At 68.4% G+C, this 18356-nt stretch carries 14 protein-coding genes; all 14 read left to right on the top strand.

Annotated elements, in window-relative coordinates:
• The first annotated feature begins 45 nt into the window (after positions 1 to 45).
• The 14 genes from ACZK4H_RS10545 to ACZK4H_RS10480 all read left to right on the top strand — a co-directional run bounded on the left by ACZK4H_RS10545 (position 46) and on the right by ACZK4H_RS10480 (position 18086).
• Positions 46 to 2178, top strand: a complete 2133-nt coding sequence (locus tag ACZK4H_RS10545; RefSeq protein WP_099552065.1) for a putative bifunctional diguanylate cyclase/phosphodiesterase — start codon at positions 46 to 48, stop codon at positions 2176 to 2178.
• Between the two features lie 113 nt (positions 2179 to 2291).
• Positions 2292 to 4538 carry a CocE/NonD family hydrolase gene (locus tag ACZK4H_RS10540; RefSeq protein ID WP_099552066.1) on the top strand — a complete coding sequence of 749 codons (2247 nt, stop codon included), beginning with the start codon at positions 2292 to 2294 and terminating at the stop codon, positions 4536 to 4538.
• A 163-nt stretch (positions 4539 to 4701) separates the two neighbouring features.
• A complete protein-coding gene (gene flhB, locus ACZK4H_RS10535) occupies positions 4702 to 5832 on the top strand; it encodes a flagellar biosynthesis protein FlhB (RefSeq protein ID WP_099552067.1) in 1131 nt (376 codons plus the stop codon).
• Between the two features lie 44 nt (positions 5833 to 5876).
• Positions 5877 to 7937, top strand: a complete 2061-nt coding sequence (flhA, locus tag ACZK4H_RS10530; protein WP_180853118.1) for a flagellar biosynthesis protein FlhA — start codon at positions 5877 to 5879, stop codon at positions 7935 to 7937.
• Positions 7938 to 8082: 145 nt separating this feature from the next.
• Positions 8083 to 9705 carry a flagellar biosynthesis GTPase FlhF gene (gene flhF / locus ACZK4H_RS10525; protein ID WP_099552069.1) on the top strand — a complete coding sequence of 541 codons (1623 nt, stop codon included), beginning with the start codon at positions 8083 to 8085 and terminating at the stop codon, positions 9703 to 9705.
• Entirely contained in the window at positions 9692 to 10579 is an 888-nt protein-coding gene (locus ACZK4H_RS10520; RefSeq protein WP_005409532.1) for a MinD/ParA family ATP-binding protein, read from the top strand. Before flhF ends, ACZK4H_RS10520 begins: the two co-directional genes overlap by 14 nt.
• Positions 10576 to 11319 carry an RNA polymerase sigma factor FliA gene (locus tag ACZK4H_RS10515; protein ID WP_005413248.1) on the top strand — a complete coding sequence of 248 codons (744 nt, stop codon included), beginning with the start codon at positions 10576 to 10578 and terminating at the stop codon, positions 11317 to 11319. Before ACZK4H_RS10520 ends, ACZK4H_RS10515 begins: the two co-directional genes overlap by 4 nt.
• Before the next feature lie 57 nt (positions 11320 to 11376).
• A complete protein-coding gene (gene cheY / locus ACZK4H_RS10510) occupies positions 11377 to 11769 on the top strand; it encodes a chemotaxis response regulator CheY (protein WP_005413247.1) in 393 nt (130 codons plus the stop codon).
• Complete coding sequence (locus ACZK4H_RS10505) at positions 11769 to 12374, top strand: protein phosphatase CheZ (RefSeq protein WP_099552070.1); 606 nt, start codon at positions 11769 to 11771, stop codon at positions 12372 to 12374. Before cheY ends, ACZK4H_RS10505 begins: the two co-directional genes overlap by 1 nt.
• A gap of 2 nt (positions 12375 to 12376) precedes the next feature.
• Complete coding sequence (locus tag ACZK4H_RS10500) at positions 12377 to 14206, top strand: chemotaxis protein CheA (protein ID WP_099552071.1); 1830 nt, start codon at positions 12377 to 12379, stop codon at positions 14204 to 14206.
• 102 nt (positions 14207 to 14308) lie between these two features.
• A complete protein-coding gene (locus ACZK4H_RS10495) occupies positions 14309 to 15049 on the top strand; it encodes a flagellar motor protein (protein WP_005409527.1) in 741 nt (246 codons plus the stop codon).
• 1 nt (position 15050) lies between these two features.
• The gene (gene motD / locus ACZK4H_RS10490) at positions 15051 to 16067 is read left to right on the top strand and encodes a flagellar motor protein MotD (RefSeq protein WP_099552072.1); all 1017 of its coding nucleotides are present in this window, start codon (positions 15051 to 15053) and stop codon (positions 16065 to 16067) included.
• Between the two features lie 4 nt (positions 16068 to 16071).
• Complete coding sequence (locus ACZK4H_RS10485) at positions 16072 to 16854, top strand: ParA family protein (protein ID WP_099552073.1); 783 nt, start codon at positions 16072 to 16074, stop codon at positions 16852 to 16854.
• On the top strand, positions 16851 to 18086 hold the full coding sequence (locus ACZK4H_RS10480) for a chemotaxis protein CheW (RefSeq protein ID WP_099552074.1): 1236 nt from the start codon (positions 16851 to 16853) through the stop codon (positions 18084 to 18086). Before ACZK4H_RS10485 ends, ACZK4H_RS10480 begins: the two co-directional genes overlap by 4 nt.
• Positions 18087 to 18356: the final 270 nt, after the last annotated feature.

Here is an 18356-nt window from a genome sequence, read left to right as displayed (position 1 = left end):
CCCCACCGTGGTTTCCGTCGACAGGCAGGTCCGGGAGACTGACGAATGCTGGTAGGCACGTACAATCCGTGGCTGGTGGCGATTTCGTTGCTGGTCGCCGTGATGGCTTCCTACACCGCGCTGGCGATGGCCGGACGCACCGTCACCGCGCCAGGCAAGGGCGCGGCGTGGTGGTGGCGCCTGGGGGGTGGCTTCGCCATGGGCCTGGGCATCTGGTCGATGCACTTCATCGGCATGCTCGCCTTCGACCTGCCCATTCCACTGGGCTACGACCTGCCCATCACCCTGCTCTCGCTGGCCCTGGCCATCGCCTCGTCGGTGTTCGCGCTGTGGCTGGTTTCGCTGCGCACCCTCCCGCATCCACGCCTGGCCGGCGGGGCATTGCTGATGGGTACCGGCATCGCCGGCATGCATTACGTCGGCATGGCCGCGATGCGCATGCAACCCGGCATCGACTATGACCCGGGCTGGCTGCTGTTTTCGCTGATGGTAGCGGTCGCCGCCTCGTGGACTGCACTGTATGTGGCATTCCGCCTGCGCGCGCAGCGCACCCGTGTCGGCGACCGGCTCGCGGCCGCCGGCCTGCTCGGGCTGGCCATCGTCGGCATGCACTACACCGGCATGGCCGCCGCACGCTTTCCGGAAGGCAGCATCTGTGGCGCGGCGGTCGGCGATGGCCTGCAGAGCGAATGGCTGGCCATGCTGGTGGTGATGCTGACCGTCGCAATCCTGGCCGTGGTGCTGGTGGTGTCGTGGCTGGACCAGCGGGTCGAGGCCCAGCTGCTGCGCCTGCGCAACTCGATGTTGAGCACGTCGCTGACCGACGCGCAGCAGGAGCTGACCCAGGCTGCACTGCATGATCCGCTCACCCGCCTGCCGAACCGCCTGCTGCTGCAGCGGCGCATCGTGCAGGCGCTGGCCGAGGCCGAACAGGGCGGCAGCCGTTTCGCAGTGATGTTCATGGATCTTGACGGCTTCAAGCAGGTCAACGATGCCTATGGCCACCAGGCCGGCGACGCGCTGCTGGTGGCGGTGGCCGAGCGCACCCGCCAGCTGCTGCGCCCCCACGACATGCTGGCCCGCCTGGGCGGCGATGAGTTCGTGCTGGTGGTACGCATCGAGCACGACGAGGATCTGCCTACCCTCGCCCGGCGCATCCTGCAGGCGGTCGGCAGTGGACCGCTGCTGCCGGACAACGAACTGCAGGTCACCGCCAGCATCGGTGTGGCGATCTGCCCCGACCACGCCGCCAGCGAGCGGCAGCTGATGGCGTTTGCCGACGCGGCGATGTACCAGGCCAAGGAATCCGGACGCAACGCCTTCGTGCTGTTCGCCGACTGGATGAACGACAGTGCCGAGCAGCAGTTCCGGCTGCTGGCCGACCTGCGCCGGGCGATCGGCAGCGACCAGTTGTTCCTGAACTTCCAGCCCAAGATCCGTGTGGCGACACAGAAGGTGGCCGGCGCCGAGGCGCTGATCCGCTGGCGGCATCCGGAACATGGCCTGATTCCGCCCGATCGATTCATCCGCCTGGCCGAGCGCAGCGGTGCGATCAACGAGATCGGGCGCTGGGCGCTGGACCAGGCCTGCCAGCAGCTGCGGCGTTGGCACGACGCCGGGCATGAAGGCTGGTCGATGTCGGTGAACCTGTCGCCGGTGCAGTTCAGCTCGCCACACCTGCTGCAGGACGTGCGCACGGTGATCGAGCGCCACAACATCGCGCCACGGCACCTGGTGCTGGAAATCACCGAAAGCACGGTGATGCGCGATACCGACACCAGCCTGCGCCTGCTGCAGGCACTGTCGGCACTGGGCGTAGGCATTTCCATCGACGACTTCGGTACCGGCTATTCCAGCCTGCTGTACCTGAAGCGGCTGCCGGCCACCGAGATCAAGATCGACCACGCCTTCGTGCGCGACCTGGAGCACAGCGCCGAGGACGTGGTGATCGTCTCGGCGATCGTGGCGCTGGGCCACGCGCTGGACATGGACATCGTCGCCGAAGGCGTGGAGACCGCCGCCCAGCGCGCCTACCTGGAGCGCCTGGGCTGCGACTACCTGCAGGGCTACCTGCTCGGCCGCCCGGTCGATGCGGCGCGCTTCATGCAGTTGCACGACCTGCCGCGGCCGCGTGTGGAACTGGCGCAGAGCCCGCCGCGGCAACACCCGCCCGGCTGACATCGGGGCGCGCACCCGCCGGGCATGGCCCGGCGCTACCATTGAGTGTCGATCCCCGGTAGATCCACGCCATGCGTGGATGAGCCGTTCCTCCGTCATCCAAGGAAGCGTCCGTGGCCCTACGCACCACCCTTGCTGGCCTGTTGCTGGCCCTTGCTGTTGGCCACGCCGCCGCCGCTGATCTGCCCTGGTCATTGCCAGCCGATGCTTCCCCGGCCCAGGTCGACGCCGCCCTGCAGGCCCTCGGCAAGGGCGTGTTGAAGTCCCCCAGCCTGACCGATGCACAGCGCGGCCACGCGCTGCTGGCGGTGGGCCAGACGGCCGAAGCGCGGCAATCGATCCAGCAGGCACGCGCATCGCTGGCAAGCGACGGTGACACCGCGGCGGTGCAGCGCTGGGTGCCGATGCTGCTGCTCGCCACCGCCGGCGAGCGGGACACAGCCGCCTATGCGCGTGCCTTCCACGGCGCCTTCGCTGCACTCGACGACGTTGCCGCGGTGCAGGCCGATGCCGCGCTCTCGGTCGAGCCAGCCCCGGTGCGCGCCCAGCTGGAGCAGGCCATCGCGGCGCAGGCGGGTGCCGCGACCATCGGCGAGGCCGTCGCACTGGACCTGCTGCGCCTGCGGGCGGTACTGCGCGCACAGACGCTGGCCGCCGCACTGGCCCCTCCGCTGGTTGCGGCGGAAGAACAGCGCCGCTTCGCCATCGACGATGCGTTGCGCATCCCCGCCGGCGATGGCGTCGTGCTGTCGGCGCAGCTGGCCCGTCCTCGCGCCGCATCGGCAGCTCTGCCGACAGCCATGCTGTTCACCATCTACACCGATCCACCGAAGAACCGGCTGAAGATGCTGCTGGCTGCCGCGCATGGCTATGCGGGCATCGTGGTGGACGCCCGCGGCAAGGGCCAGGGTATCGGCACCATCGCCCCCTACGAGCACGACGGCAACGATGCCACCGCGGCGATCGACTGGATCAGCCGCCAGCCGTGGAGCGATGGCCGCGTGGCGATGTACGGCGGCAGCTACGAGGGCTTCACCGCCTGGGCTGCGGCGCGCCACCACCATCCTGCATTGAAGACCATCGTGCCCTACGTTGCCGCCATCCCCGGCCAGGGCCTGCCGATGGAGAACAACGTCTTCCTGAGCGCCAACTATGGCTGGGCGTTCTACGTGGCCAATGGCCCGATGCTGGACAAGGCTACCTACGCGCAGAACCGCCGCTGGTCCCAACTCGGCCGACGCTGGTATGCCTCCGGCCGCCCCTACCGGCAGATCGACCAGGTCGATGGCACACCCAACCCATGGTTGCAGCGCTGGCTGGCCCACCCGTCCTACGATGCCTACTGGCAGGCGATGGTCCCGCATGGCAACCAGTTCAACGACATCCGCATACCGGTGCTGACCATCACCGGCTACTACGACGATGGCCAGATCTCGGCACTGCAGTACTTCAAGGACCACCTGCAGCACCGTCCCGACACCGACCATGCCCTGCTGATCGGCCCCTACGACCATGGCGGCGCGCAGTCGGCGCTCAAGCCGATGCAGCTGCGTGAATATGAGCTGGACCCTGTCGCACAGTTCGACACGCCCGCACTGACCTTCCAATGGCTGGACCATGTGCTGCGCGGTGCACCGCGACCGGCGCTGGTGCCCGACCGTGTGAACTATCAGCTGATGGGCGCCAACACGTGGGGTCATGCGGCAACGCTGGAGGCCGCGGCCGGCGATCACCGCCGCTACCACCTCTCCGCCGACCAGGCATCGTCCGATGGTTACCACCGGCTGCAGGAACAGCCACCGGTAGCGGGCCAGCTGCAGCAGACCGTGGACCTGGCCGACCGCAATGAAATGCGGCATGGCTATTACCCGTTCCCGATCATCGCCGCGCGGGACGAGGTGGATACCGCGCTGTCCTTCGTCTCCGCCCCGTTCACCCGTCCCATGGACATGGTTGGCAGCTTCTCCGGCGACCTGAAGGTCCGGATCAACAAGCGGGATTTCGATTTCACCGTCACCCTGTACGAGTTGCGCGCCGATGGACGTCGGATGCAGCTGTCCTACTACATGGGCCGGGCCAGCCATGTACGCGACCCGACAACGCGCCAGCTGCTGCAACCCGGGCAATGGACCCGCCTGCCCTTCGACCGCACGCGCATGGTCGCCCGCCGCCTGGCTGCAGGCAGCCGCCTGCTGGTGAAGGTGGATGTGCTGAAGGACGCCATGCACCAGGTGAACCACGGCACCGGCCGCGATGTCAGCGACGAGAGCGTGGCCGATGCGGGTGAGCCGCTGCGGGTGGACTGGCACAGCGACAGCATGGTGTCGATTCCGCTGCAGCCGGTGACGCCGGACGGATGATTGCGCCGGGCACGGCCCGGCGCCACCCGTGCCGCCGCCCGCCATCACGGAACGGTTCTTGCGGCACCCTCCTGCAGATCCACGCCATGCGTGGATGCGCCACCCGCCATGCGTGGAACGGTTCTTGCACGCACCCCGGCATCCCCTGCCGTAGTGCCCCGTGATGTCCGAGAACGAATCCGCCGGCGAAAAGACCGAACAACCTACCGAAAAACGCCTGCGCGACGCCCGTGAACAGGGCAACCTGCCGCGCTCGCGCGAGCTCGGCACGGCCGCCGTGTTCGGCGCCGGCGTGCTGGCGGTAATGGCGATGAGCGGCTCGATCGGCCGTGGTGCCGCGGCCTGGATGAAGCAGGCGCTGAGCCCGGAACAGAGCCTGCGGCAGAACCCGAAGGAACTGTTCGGCCACTTCGGCGACCTGCTGCTGCAGTTCATGCTGGTGATCGCGCCGCTGGTGCTGGTCTGCCTGCTGGCCAGCTTCGTCGCACCGCTGGCGATGGGTGGCCTGCGCTGGTCGCAGAAAGCGATGCTGCCGGACTTCAACCGCATGAACCCGATGAGCGGGCTCAAGCGCCTGTACGGCCCGGAGGCCATCGCCGAGTTCACCAAGTCGCTGCTGCGCGTGGCCTTCGTCGGCGTCGCCGCCGGGCTGGTGGTCTGGACCGGCTTCGACACCCTGCGCGGGCTGATCCACCACCCACTGGAAACGGCCATCACCGACGGCCTCGGCTTCACCCTGCGGCTGCTGCTGGCCACTGCCGGCGCCATGCTGGTACTGGCCGCCATCGACGCGCCTTACCAGCGCTGGAACTGGATGCGCAAGCTGAAGATGACCCGTGAAGAGCTGCGCCGGGAAATGAAGGAAAGCGAAGGCAGCCCGGAGGTGAAGGGCCGCATCCGCCAGCTGCAGCAGCAGATGGCCAACCGCCGGATGATGGAAGCAGTGCCCACCGCCGACGTGGTGGTGGTCAACCCCACCCACTACGCGGTGGCCCTGAAGTACGAAGGCGGGGCCATGAACGCCCCGACCGTGGTCGCCCTGGGCGTGGACGAGACCGCCCTGCGCATCCGTGAAGTGGCCGACGGCAACAAGGTCGCGATTGTCTCTGCCCCGCCTTTGGCACGCGCCTTGTATCGGGAAGGCCAACTCGGAAAGGAAATCCCCGTGAGACTGTATTCGGCCGTCGCCCAGGTCCTGTCCTACGTCTACCAGCTGCGCGCCTGGCGCACTGGCCCGATGCCGGACGCCCCGCACATCCAGGTGGATGAATTCGGCAAGGGAGGCCGCCCGTGAGCGCCCAGCCCTCCACCGGATTCAACACCCGCCGCGCCCTGGAAATGATCCGCCAGGGCCTTGGCGCGCCGCTGATCGTGCTGGCCCTGCTGGCCATGGTCGTGGTGCCGCTGGCCGCGCCGGTGCTCGACGCGCTGTTCACCTTCAACATCGCCATCTCGCTGATGGTGCTGCTGGCGGTGGTCTACGTGAAGCGCCCGCTGGATTTCACCATCTTCCCGATCGTGCTGCTGATCACCACCATGCTGCGGCTGGCGCTGAACGTCGCCTCCACCCGCGTGATCCTGCTCAACGGCCAGAACGGCCACGACGCCGCGGGCAAGGTCATCGCCGCCTTCGGCGAATTCGTGATCGGCGGCAACTACGCGGTCGGCATCGTGGTGTTCGCGATCCTGACCATCATCAACTTCGTGGTGATCACCAAGGGTGCCGGCCGCGTCTCTGAAGTGACCGCGCGCTTCATCCTGGACGCCATGCCCGGCAAGCAGATGGCGATCGACGCCGACCTCAACGCCGGTTTGCTGACGCGTGAAGAAGCCAAGCTGCGCCGCGAGGAAGTCCGCGAGGAAGCCGACTTCTACGGCGCGATGGACGGTGCCAGCAAATTCATCCGCGGCGACGCCATCGCCGGCATCCTGATCCTGTTCATCAACATGCTCGGCGGCCTGGCCGTGGGCGTGCTGCAGCATGGCATGCCGTTCGGCGAGGCCGCTGCCACCTACACCCTGCTGTCGATCGGTGACGGCCTGGTGGCGCAGCTGCCGGCCCTGCTGGTCTCCAGCGCCGTGGCCATGCTGGTCACCCGCGCCTCGCGTTCGCAGGACATGGCCCAGGCCATGACCGGCCAGGTGTTCGGCCAGTACCGGGCGCTGGCGATCACCGCCGGCATCATCGGCGTGGTCGGCCTGGTGCCGGGCATGCCCAACGTCGCTTTCCTGACGCTGTCCGCGATCCTCGGCTTCATCGCCTGGAAGGTCTATCGCAAGGGCAAGGCTCCGGCCGCCGACGCCGCGGCCGGCGGCACCGATGCCGCCGCACTCAATGCGCTGGGCCGCCCGGCCGCGCCGGCACCGACCGCCGAACTGAGCTGGGACGAGCTGCGCCCGGTCGATCCGCTGGGCCTGGAGGTCGGCTACCGGCTGATCCCGCTGGTGGACAGCAACCAGGGGGGCGAACTGATGGCGCGCATCAAGGGCGTGCGCCGCAAGCTGACCCAGGACGTTGGCTTCCTGATTCCCTCGGTGCACATCCGCGACAACCTGGAACTGCCGGCCAACGGCTACCGCGTGCTGGTGCATGGCGTGCCAGTGGCCACCGCCGAGATCCACCCGGACCGCGAACTGGCGCTGGACCCCGGCAGTGCCCTCGGCGCGCTGGAAGGCATCGCCGGCAAGGACCCCGCGTTCGGCCTGGATGCCACCTGGATCCAGCCGCACCAGCGTGCCCAGGCCGAGACGCTGGGCTACACCGTGGTCGACCCGGCCACGGTGGTCGCTACCCACCTCTCGCACCTGATCCGCGAACACGCGCCGGAACTGCTCGGCCACGAGGAAGTGCAGCACCTGCTGGCCAACCTGGCCAAGAGCGCGCCCAAGCTCGTCGAAGATCTGACGCCGAAGGCGCTGCCGCTGTCGGCGGTGGTGCGCGTGCTGCAGAACCTGCTGGTGGAGCGCATTCCGATCCGCCAGCTGCGCAAGATCGCCGAGGCACTGGTCGAACACGCGCCCAGCAGCCAGGACCCGGCGGTGCTGACCGCTGCCGTGCGCACCGCACTGGGCCGCTTCATCGTGCAGGAGATCGCCGGAATGTCGGCGGAGCTGCCGGTGTTCACCCTCAACCCGCAATTGGAACGTGTCTTGCAGGAGTCCACGCAGGGCAACGGCGCCGCGCTGGAACCCGGACTCGCGGAGCGACTGCACCAGAGCCTGGCCGAATGTGTCAGCAAGCAGGAAGCGCGAAACGAGCCGGCGGTCGTGCTGGTACCGGGCCCGGTGCGCGCCGCGCTGGCGCGCCTGGTCCGCCACAGCGTTCCGTCGCTGTCGGTCCTGGCCTACAGCGAGGTGCCGGAGGACAAGCGCCTGAAGCTGGTCGGAACGATCAGCTGACGCCGCCCGCCGATGCGCCAGAAAACAGACACCACTTTCGAACCAACGCAACAGACAGATACCAAGGGGAACCCGCACCGTGCAGACCACCGACCACCCGAGTTCTCCGACCGCCACCCCGCCGTCTTCGTCCCGTGACCACAGCATGAAAATCAAACGATTCGTCGCCGCCGACATGCGCTCGGCCATGAACCTGGTGCGCAAGGAACATGGTCCTGACGCCGTGATCCTGTCCAACCGCCGGATCGAGGAAGGCATCGAGATCGTCGCCGCCGCCAACTACGACGAGAGCGCCGTGCAGCGTGCACTGGAAGCCTCGCGTCGTGACGTCGCTCCTCCGCCGGCACCCAAGCCGCGTACCGCCGCCGATGCTGTGATCGCTGCGGTGACCCGCCGCCGCAGCGCTGCCCCGGCGCCGGAGCCGGTGGCCGCCACCACCTCGGCCGTGGCCGCCCTCGCCCGTGCGGCCGTGGGTGCCACCGGCCGCACCCTGGACAGCGCCGACGAGATCGTGCCGACCCGCGGCAGCACCGGCTTCGCAGCCACCCTGGCGCGCGCCGCCGTCAACGAACCGGCGCTGCCCGAACAGATCTTCGCCCCGTTCGCCGAGGCCATCGTCGCACCGGGCCCGGCCGTCACCGCTTCGGCCAACCGCGCCCGCTTCCAGATCGACCCGCCGCACGACACGCATCACGAAAGCGTGCCCCCCGCCGTGCAGCCGCCGCCGCTGCCGGGCGCTGCCATGGCCGATGTCCAGCCTGACATCGCCGCCAGCGAACCGGCAGCGCTCGAAGCCGTCGCCGAAGCCAGTCCGGCCCCCGTGCTGGCCCCGGCACCGACGCTGACCGTGGTCGCCCAGGACGACGCCGAGATCCGCCAGCTGCGCCAGGAAGTGGCCGGCATGCGCCAGGTGATCGAGCGCGAGATGAACCGCTTCACCGACGAGCGCCTGCGCGGCTGCCCGGTACGCGCCACCGCGCTGGACCTGATGGACGAGTACGGCTTTGATGCCGGCCTGGCCCGCGACGTGGCCATGCAGATTCCGCTGGAGACCGAAGCCCACCGTGGTCGCGGCCTGATGCTGGGGCTGATCTCGCGCAAGCTGCCGATCGCCCCGGTCGACCCGCTGGAAGAAGGCGGCGTGATCGCCCTGGTCGGCCCGACTGGCGCCGGCAAGACCACCACCATCGCCAAGCTGGCCTCGCGCTTCGCCGAGAAACACGCGCCGCGTGACGTCGCCCTGGTGACCACCGACACCACCCGCATCGGCGCCCGCGAGCAGCTGTACGGCTACGGCCGCCAGCTCGGCATCGCCGTGCACGAAGCCAACAGCGGCACCGACCTGGACCAGCTGCTGGAACGCCTGAAGGACTACAAGCTGGTGCTGATCGACACCGCCGGGCTGGGCCCGCGCGACCGCGCACTGGCCGCCCAGCTGCAGTGGCTGCGCGCCGCCCGCCAGGTGCGCACCCTGCTGGTGCTGCCGGCCAACACCAGCTTCGGCGACATGGACGAGGTGGTCCGCCGCTTCGGCGCCGCCAACCTGCAGGGCCTGGTGCTGAGCAAGCTGGACGAGACCGGCCGCTTCGGCAACGCCCTGTCGGTGGCCGTGGACCACGCCCTGCCGATCACCTGGGTGACCGATGGCCAGGACGTTCCGGACGACCTGCACCGGGCCAGTGCAGCCAATCTTGTACTTCGCCTTGAAGATTTGCGCCGAGCGGCCGATATGCCCTGCAACCCGGAGTTGAACCATGCCGTCGCGTGAGTACGCCAAGCTGACCAAGACCTTCCCGCTGTCGGCGACCCGCAGCGAGCCGCTCGGCCCTGTGCGCACCATTGCCGTGACCGGCGGCAAGGGCGGCGTGGGCAAGACGAATGTGTCCGCGAACCTGGCCGTGGCACTGGCCGGCATGGGCAAGCGCACGCTGCTGCTGGACGCCGACCTTGGCCTGGCCAACATCGACGTGATCCTGGGGCTGAACCCCACCTTTACGCTGGCCGACCTGGTCGCCGGTCGCTGCTCGCTGGACGACGTCATCGTCGAAGGCCCGAACGGCGTGCTGGTGGTGCCGGCCGCATCCGGCCGCCGGCACATGGCCGAGCTGGCCCCGGCCGAGCACGTCGGCCTGGTCAACGTGTTCTCCGAGCTGGAACGTGAACTGGACATCATGGTGGTCGACACCGCCGCGGGCATCACCGACGGCGTACTGACCTTCTGCCAGGCCGCGCAGGACACCGTGGTGGTGGTCTGTGACGAACCGGCTTCGATCACCGACGCCTATGCGCTGATCAAGGTGCTCTCGCGCGAGCGCGGCGTGGACCGCATCCAGGTGGTGGCCAACATGGTCCGCGACCCGAACGAGGGCCGCGTGCTGTACGAAAAGCTGACCCGCGTCTGCGAGAAGTTCCTCGCCGATGTCTCGCTGAACTACCTGGGCTGCGTGCCGCAGGATGACTGGCTGCGCCTGTCGGTGCAGCGCCAGCAGCCGGTGGTGAAGGCCTATCCGTCCAGCCCGGCCGCGCTGGCGATCACCGAGATCGCGCGCCGCACCGCACGCTGGCAGGCGCCGACCGAACCGCGTGGCGGCGTCGAGTTCTTCCTCGAGCGCATCCTCAAGCAGCGCGGGGTGGCCGCATGAAAGGCGCAGCCCAGTACCGGGAGGTCCAGCGCTCGGCGGCCAACGAGGTCATCGCCCAGCACTCGGACCTGGTGCGGCGCATCGCCCACCACCTGGCTGCGCGGTTGCCGGCCAGCGTTGAAGTGGACGACCTGATCCAGGCCGGCATGATGGGCCTGATCGAAGCCTCGCGCAGCTACGACGCCGACCAGGGCGCCTCGTTCGAAACCTATGCCTCGATCCGCATCCGCGGTTCGATGATCGACGAGATCCGCCGTGGCGACTGGGTGCCGCGCTCGGTGCACCGGCGTGCCCGCGATGCCGCCGCCACCATCCGCCGCCTGGAACAGAGCAGTGGCCGCGCCGCCAGCGCCACCGAAGTGGCCGCCGCGATGGAGATGCCGCTGCCCGAATACCTGCGGTTGATGGAAGACGCCGCACGCGGCCAGGTGCTGAGCCTGGAGTCGCGCATCGAGGACCAGGGCGAGCTGGACACCGTCGCCCAGGGCGGCCCGACCCCGCAGCAGGTGCTGGAGCGCGGCGAGTTCGGCCGCGAACTGGGCAAGGCCATCGGCCACCTGCCCGAGCGCGAACAGCTGGTGCTCTCGCTCTATTACGAGCAGGAACTGAACCTGAAGGAGATCGGCGCGGTGCTCGGCGTGAGCGAGTCGCGGGTCTGCCAGATCCACGGCCAGGCGGTACTGCGCCTGCGTGGCCGATTGAAAATCTTCGAGGCCGCCGACGCCGGCCTGGAAGAATGAACATGCCCGAGGCGGCTGCCCCCGGCCGCCCGGAATGAACAACAAAGGAACTCTGCTTTGAACAAGAACATGCGCATCCTGATCGTCGACGACTTCTCGACCATGCGTCGAATCGTCAAGAACCTGCTGGGCGATCTGGGCTTCACCAACACCGCCGAAGCCGAGGACGGGCATGCCGCGCTGTCGCTGCTGCAGAGCCAGCCGTTCGATTTCGTGGTCACCGACTGGAACATGCCGGTGATGACCGGCATCGAACTGCTGAAGGCGATCCGCGCCGATGCCAAGCTGAAGACCCTGCCGGTGCTGATGGTCACCGCCGAAGCCAAGCGCGAGCAGATCATCGAAGCCGCCCAGAACGGCGTGAACGGCTACATCATCAAGCCGTTCACCGCGCAGACGCTGGAAGAGAAGCTCGGCAAGATCTTCGAACGCCTGGCGGCCAGCGCCTGATGGATACCACGGTCGACAAGAACGCCCTCGCCCTGCGCCTGCAGGAAGCCCTGGACGCCCTGGAGTCCGGTGACGAAGCCGCCTGGCGGCAACGCATCGACGGACTGGTCGCGCTGCGTACGCAGCCGATGATGAGCGGCCTCTCGCGGCTGGCCCGCGAGCTGGGACAGGCACTGGGTGAACTGCCGACCGTACCCAGCGAGGCCGGTGAGCTGGACGACGCCTGCGCACGCCTTGACCACGTGGTGGCGATGACCGAACAGGCCACGCACCGCACCCTGGACCTGGCCGAGGAATGCCGCAGCCTGACCGAACAGCTGCGCGCCGAAGGCCTGCAGCCGGGCCAGGACACGCAGCTCGAGCGCATCCGCCACAACCTGACCGAGATCGCCCTGACCCAGAGCTACCAGGACCTGACCGGGCAGATCATCCGTCGCGTGGTCGGCATCGTCCGCCGCGTGCACGAGGGCTTTGGCGCACTTGGCCTGCCGCCGGAACAGCATCGCACCGATCCGGAACTGGCCGGGCCGGCACTGAAGGGACTGGACCGCCACGCGGTCTCGCAGAACGACGCCGACGACCTGTTGTCGGATCTGGGGCTGTAAGCATGAGCGCGGTATCCGACGACATCACTGCCGATTTCATCATCGAGGCCCAGGAAATCCTGGATCGCCTGGGCGAACAGCTGGTGTCGCTGGAGCAGGCACCGCAGGACACCGAGCAACTCAACGCGGTGTTCCGCGGCTACCACACGCTCAAGGGCGGCGCCGGCTTCCTTGGCGTCACCGCCATGGTCGAGCTGTGCCACGCCGCTGAAGAAGCCCTGGGCATCGCGCGTGCCGGGCAGGCGGTACTGCAGGCCCACCACTTCGACGCCGCCCAGCAGTCGCTGGACTACCTGCAGTCGATGCTGGACGCCGTGTCCTCCGGTACCGAGCCGGGCTATGCGCCGCCGGACCTGATCGCGCAGTTCGACATGCACGGTGGCACTACCGCGCCGGTCGCTGCGGCCGCGCCTGCGGCAGGCGGCAGCGATCTGATCACCGACGACGAATTCGAGGCCCTGCTCGATCAGCTGCACGGCGGCAACGCGCCGACCGCGGTCGCGCCAGCGAAGAAGGCCGACGACGGCCTGATCAGCGAAGACGAGTTCGAAGCCCTGCTGGACCAGCTGCACGGCGGTGCTGCGCCAGGCGCGAAGCCTGCTGCCGCCATCGCGGCGGCACCCGCCGCAGCACCGCGCCCGGCACCTGTCCCGGCGCCCGCAGCCAAGCCAGCGGCCAAGCCGATGGCCGAGGCCGAGCACACCGTGCGCGTGGACACCAAGCGCCTGGATGCGATCGTCAACCTGATCGGCGAACTGGTGCTTTCCCGCAACCGCCTGAAGACCCTCCGTGCACGCCTGCGCGACGAGGAGCTGGATCGCGCCGTATCGACGCTGGACATCGCCACTGCGCGCCTGCAGTCGGCGGTGATGCGTACCCGCATGCAGCCGGTGGGCAAAGTGTTCTCGCGCTTCCCCAAGGTCGCCCGCGACGTCGCCCGCTCGCTGAAGAAGGAAGTGGACCTTGAGCTGGTCGGTGCCGAGACCGAGCTCGACCGCAACCTGGTCGAAGCGCTGGCCGACCCGCTGGTGCACCTGGTCCGCAACGCCATCGACCACGGCGTGGAAATGCCCGATCTGCGTGAAGCACAGGGCAAGCCGCGGATGGGCCATGTGCGCCTGTCCGCCCAGCAGGAAGGTGACTACGTCAGCATCGAGGTGCAGGACGATGGCGCCGGCATCGACCCCGAGAAGCTGCGTGCCAAGGCGCGCGAGAAGGGCCTGATCGACCCGGAGGCCGCTGCCCGCCTGAGCAGCGAGGAATGCCTGCATCTCGTGTTCCTGCCCGGCTTCTCGACCAAGCAGCAGGTCACCGATATTTCCGGTCGTGGCGTGGGCATGGACGTGGTGCAGTCGCGCATCCGCGAACTGAGCGGCCAGATCCAGATCCAGTCGGAGCTGGGCCGTGGCAGCCGCTTCCTGATCCGCGTGCCGCTCACCCTCGCGATCCTGCCGACCCTGCTGGTGCAGGCCGGCGAGGACGTCTACGCGCTACCGCTGGCACGCGTGATGGAAGTGCTTCACGCGCCGCGCACCTCGCTGGGCTGGTTCGATGGCCGCGCCGTGCTCGATCGCCGCTCGCACACCCTGCCGCTGGTCGACCTGCGCCAGTGGCTGGATGTGACGCCCGCCGCGTCGACCCTGCTGACCATCGTGGTGCTGCAGGCCGGTGAAGCGCGCTTCGGACTGGTCGTGGACCAGGTGCGCGGGCGCGAGGAAGTGGTCATCAAGCCACTACCCAAAGCCCTGCGCGGCCTGCGCGGTTATGCCGGTGCAACCTTGATCGGCGATGGTCGCATGGCACTGATCCTGGACGTGGACGGCATACGCTGAAACCCCGCCGGGCATGGCCCAGCGACCCGAAAACTGTGACTACCGTCTGTACGCGCTCTCCCGGTGTCTCAAGTCCCATTCATACAAGCCGATACCGGAACCATGGATAGACTCAGCCTCATTGGACTCTTTCTCGCCCTGGCCTCGCTGGTCGGTGGCAGCATCCTCAAGGGCGCCGGCCTGGCGTCGTTGTGGTCGCCTGCGGCGTTCGTGATCGTCATCGTCGGCACCGTCGCCGCGATCCTGCTGCATACCTCGCCGGCGGTGTTCAAGCATGCCTTCAAGATCGTGCGCTGGGTCGTGCGCCCGCCACACAGTGATCGCCGCGAACTGATCCAGCAGATCGTCGAGTGGAGCAACATCGCCCGTCGCCAGGGCCTGCTGGGCCTGGAATCGCAGGTGGAAGCGCAGCAGGACCCGTTCCTGCGCAAGGGCCTGCAGCTGCTGGTGGACGGCGTTGAACCCGAATCGATGCGTCACATGCTGGAGATCGAACTGGGCAGCCAGGAACACCAGGACCAGGCCGGCGCCAAGGTCTTCGAAGCGATGGGCATCTACGCACCCACGCTGGGCATCATCGGTGCGGTCCTCGGCCTCATTGCCGTGATGAAGAACCTGGCCGACCCGAGCAAGCTGGGCCATGGCATCGCCGCTGCGTTCACCGCCACCATCTACGGCATCGCCTCGGCCAACCTGTTGTTCCTGCCGATCGCGGCCAAGCTCAAGAGTGTGATCTCGCACAACACCCGCGATCGCGAGATGGTCATCGAAGGCCTGATCTCGATCGCCCAGGGCGAGAACCCGCGCAACATCGAAACCAACCTCTCCGGCTTCCTGCACTGACATGGCCCGCCGCAAGCACCACGAAGAGCACGCCAACCATGAAGCATGGGCGATCCCCTATGCCGACCTGATGACGCTGCTGCTCGCCTTCTTCGTGGTCATGTACGCGATCTCCTCGGTCAACGAGGGCAAGTACCGGATCATGGCCGACGCGCTCACCGATGCCTTTGGTGGTGCGCCGCGCACGATCAACCCGGTGCAGGTCGGCAACAAGCAGGTGCAGGGCGGCGGCTGGGACAGCCCGTCGGTGATCAAGTCCGGCACCAAGGTCGGCCCGTCCGCGCCGGCACCCTCGCACGACCCGACCCTGCTGCCGTCGATGGCCTCGCAGATGCGCATGCCTGTTTCGGTGCACAACCAGGAACAGATCGCCCGTGCCGAGCGCCAGCTCAACAGCATCGCCGACCGCCTCACCGCCGCGCTGGCGCCACTGATCGACCGCGGCATGATCAGCGTGCGCCGCACCGAACTGTGGATCGAAGTGGAGATCAACAGCGACATCCTGTTCCCCACCGGCTCGGCCGCGCTGGACGTGCATGCACGACAGACGCTGGCCAGCCTGGCCGAGGTGCTGCGTGACGTGCCCAACAGCGTGCGCGTGGAAGGCCATACCGACAACGTGCCGATCGCCACCGCCACCTTCCCGTCGAACTGGGAGCTGTCGGCTGGACGCGCAGCCAGCGTGGTGCACCTGTTCGCCGACCAGGGCGTGCAGCCGTCGCGACTGGCAATGGTCGGCTATGGCCAGTTCCGTCCGCGCGAAGAGAACGACAGCGCGCAGGGGCGGAACCGCAACCGCCGGGTGATGGTCATCATCCTGGCCGACACCTCGCATTCGGTGGATCCACTTGGCCAGCGCCTCAATGCGGCCACCGGCGCCGCCGACAACAGCGCCACCGAACAAGCCGCCGCAACTCCGGCTGCCGCCCCCACCTCCCCCATCGCACCGGTGAAGTTGCCGCCGGTGCCGGCTGGCAGCCGTGTCGGCGCCGCCGTTCCCCCGGCAATGAAGGAGTAAACCGATGCGCATCTGGGCAGTCGCCAACCAGAAGGGCGGAGTCGGCAAGACCACCACCACCCTCGCCCTCGGCCGTGGCCTGGCCGCGCTTGGCCATCGCGTGCTGCTGATCGACCTCGATCCGCATGCCTCGCTCAGCCGCGCTTTCGGCGTGCCGGTGGATCCGCCGCCGGCCGGCGTACTGGAACTGTTCGGCGCCCCGCCGGCGGATCTTTCCAGCCTGTGCCATGCCAGCAACATCCACGGCCTGGACTATGTCTGCGCGCAGTCGGCGCTGGCCACGCTGGAGCGCCGCAGCGCCAACCAACCCGGCCTCGGCCTGGCCCTGCAGAACGCACTGGCGCGTCACCAGGGCCAGCACGACTACATCCTGCTGGACTGTGCCCCCACCCTTGGCCTGTTGATGATCAACGCGCTGGCCGCCGCCGACCGCCTGATCATCCCCACCCAGGCCGAGCCGCTGGCCCTGCATGGCCTGGACGGCATGGTCCGCACCGGCGAGATGGTCGAGCGCTCGCGCCGACGCCCCCTGCCGATCTCGATCCTGCCGACCCTGTTCGACCGCCGCACCCGCGCCGGCAACGAATCGCTGCGCACCATGCAGGATCGTCACGGCACCCGGGTGTGGGAAGACGCGATTCCGATCGACACCCGCATCAGCAATGCCGCAGGCCTCACCCTGCCCAGCGTCGGCGAAGATTACCCGGGCCGTGGCCTGGCCGCCTACCGCCGCGCCCTGAACTGGGTCCTCGGCGAGGATGCCCGCGCGCTGGAGCAGGCCGCATGAACAGCACCGGTGTACTGGACGACTACCTGGACGAACTGCTGGGCGAAGCGATTGCCGTGGCGCCACCGGCTGCACCGCCGCCGGCCAGCGACGAAGCGTGCCCGGCGATTGCAGCGGACGCCGAACGCGAGCCGACATGGGAAGATCTGCCGGCAGAAGTGATCTACGAGACGGGGACTGTTGCTGCCGCCCCGGCAGAGGACGACGCAGCACTGGAAGCCGCATTCGAGGCCGCCACTGCTGCACCCGAACGCGAGCCGACCTGGGACGATCTGCCGGACGAGGTGATCTACGAAACGGAGACTGTTGCCGCTGCCCCGGCAGAGGACAACGCAGCACTGGAAGCCGCATTCGAGGCCGCCGCAATGCCGGTCGCCACTCCCGAGCGCGAACCGATCTGGGACGACCTGCCCGATGAGGTAATCCACGAAACGGAGCCCGTAGCAGCTCCGGCGGCAACGAGTGGCCCAGAGCCCACCTGGGACGACCTGCCCGACGAAGTGATCTTCGAGACCGACGCGGCCGACAGCCATCACCTCGCCCACACTGACAGCCCTGGCCTGCAGGCAGCATTCGAAGCCGCCGCCGGAGGCGAGGATGTCCCCACGCCGCCACCGGCCGTGGTCGCACCCCCGGCACCCCGCCCTGCACCCGCTCCGGCTGTCCCAGCAGCACGCGCCGCCGCCGCGCCGCCCCCGCGCGTTGCCGTGGATGCTCCGGCCACCAGCCGTCCCGGCACCTGGCAGGAGCTGCAGGCACAGGCGCACCAGCCCGCCAGCAGTCCGCATCCGCAGAACCGTCGCGCCGGCGAGCGTACTTCGCGCTGGCTGCGCCTGCGCTGCGGCACCCAGGCCTATGCACTGGAACTGCTGAAGGTGCAGGAGGTCGTGCTGCCGGTGCCGCTGCTGCCGCTGCGCGGCACCGCACCGGCGATGCTCGGGATCATGAACCTGCGTGGCCAGGTGGTACCGGTAATGGACCTCGGCCTGCACCTCGGCGCCGCGGCGGCGGAAGACGATGCCCAGACCCGCATCGTGGTGCTGGAAGAGGATGGCGAGACCATCGGCCTGCGTGTGTCGGCCGTGGAAGATGTCGCCAACCTCACCGATTCGCAGATCGAACCCCCGGATACCGCCCGCATCTGCCAGATCTCCAATGATCTGTTCCGCGGCGTCGCCCGGGTCAGCCAGCGCCCGATGATCCTGCTGGACGCCACACGGCTGTTGAGTTGAGCGGAAAAAAAGGGGACGGAGGGGATTAAGTCGCAACTGGCTCGGCGCTTTGCGCCGACGCGGTGAATGTCGGGGACGCAAGGAGTTGATCCGTTGGATCAGCACCTTACGTCCCCACTGCGCGGTCGCCGTTGCTACTGGCAGTCGCAGAGGGACGCGGGAATTTGCGACTTAATCCCCTCCGTCCCCTTTTCAGCAGCGACCGCAACGACGCACCGCGTCGATTCCCCTAAAGAACCCTGCCGGGGTGCCGTTATGGATCACGGAACC

The sequence above is a fragment of the Stenotrophomonas sp. 78350_Sma genome (genome assembly GCF_056482105.1).
This window is presented reverse-complemented; position numbering and strand designations above follow the sequence as displayed.

Bases quoted from the DNA above. Each gene is read 5' to 3' on its own strand.
- ACZK4H_RS10515 (WP_005413248.1), top strand. From the start codon at position 10,576: ATGAAAGGCGCAGCCCAGTACCGGGAGGTCCAGCGCTCGGCGGCCAAC.
- ACZK4H_RS10495 (WP_005409527.1), top strand. From the start codon at position 14,309: ATGGATAGACTCAGCCTCATTGGACTCTTTCTCGCCCTGGCCTCGCTG.
- flhF (WP_099552069.1), top strand. From the start codon at position 8,083: ATGAAAATCAAACGATTCGTCGCCGCCGACATGCGCTCGGCCATGAAC.
- flhB (WP_099552067.1), top strand. From the start codon at position 4,702: ATGTCCGAGAACGAATCCGCCGGCGAAAAGACCGAACAACCTACCGAA.
- ACZK4H_RS10520 (WP_005409532.1), top strand. From the start codon at position 9,692: ATGCCGTCGCGTGAGTACGCCAAGCTGACCAAGACCTTCCCGCTGTCG.
- ACZK4H_RS10485 (WP_099552073.1), top strand. From the start codon at position 16,072: ATGCGCATCTGGGCAGTCGCCAACCAGAAGGGCGGAGTCGGCAAGACC.
- flhA (WP_180853118.1), top strand. From the start codon at position 5,877: ATGATCCGCCAGGGCCTTGGCGCGCCGCTGATCGTGCTGGCCCTGCTG.
- ACZK4H_RS10505 (WP_099552070.1), top strand. From the start codon at position 11,769: ATGGATACCACGGTCGACAAGAACGCCCTCGCCCTGCGCCTGCAGGAA.
- ACZK4H_RS10545 (WP_099552065.1), top strand. From the start codon at position 46: ATGCTGGTAGGCACGTACAATCCGTGGCTGGTGGCGATTTCGTTGCTG.
- ACZK4H_RS10500 (WP_099552071.1), top strand. From the start codon at position 12,377: ATGAGCGCGGTATCCGACGACATCACTGCCGATTTCATCATCGAGGCC.
- motD (WP_099552072.1), top strand. From the start codon at position 15,051: ATGGCCCGCCGCAAGCACCACGAAGAGCACGCCAACCATGAAGCATGG.
- ACZK4H_RS10480 (WP_099552074.1), top strand. From the start codon at position 16,851: ATGAACAGCACCGGTGTACTGGACGACTACCTGGACGAACTGCTGGGC.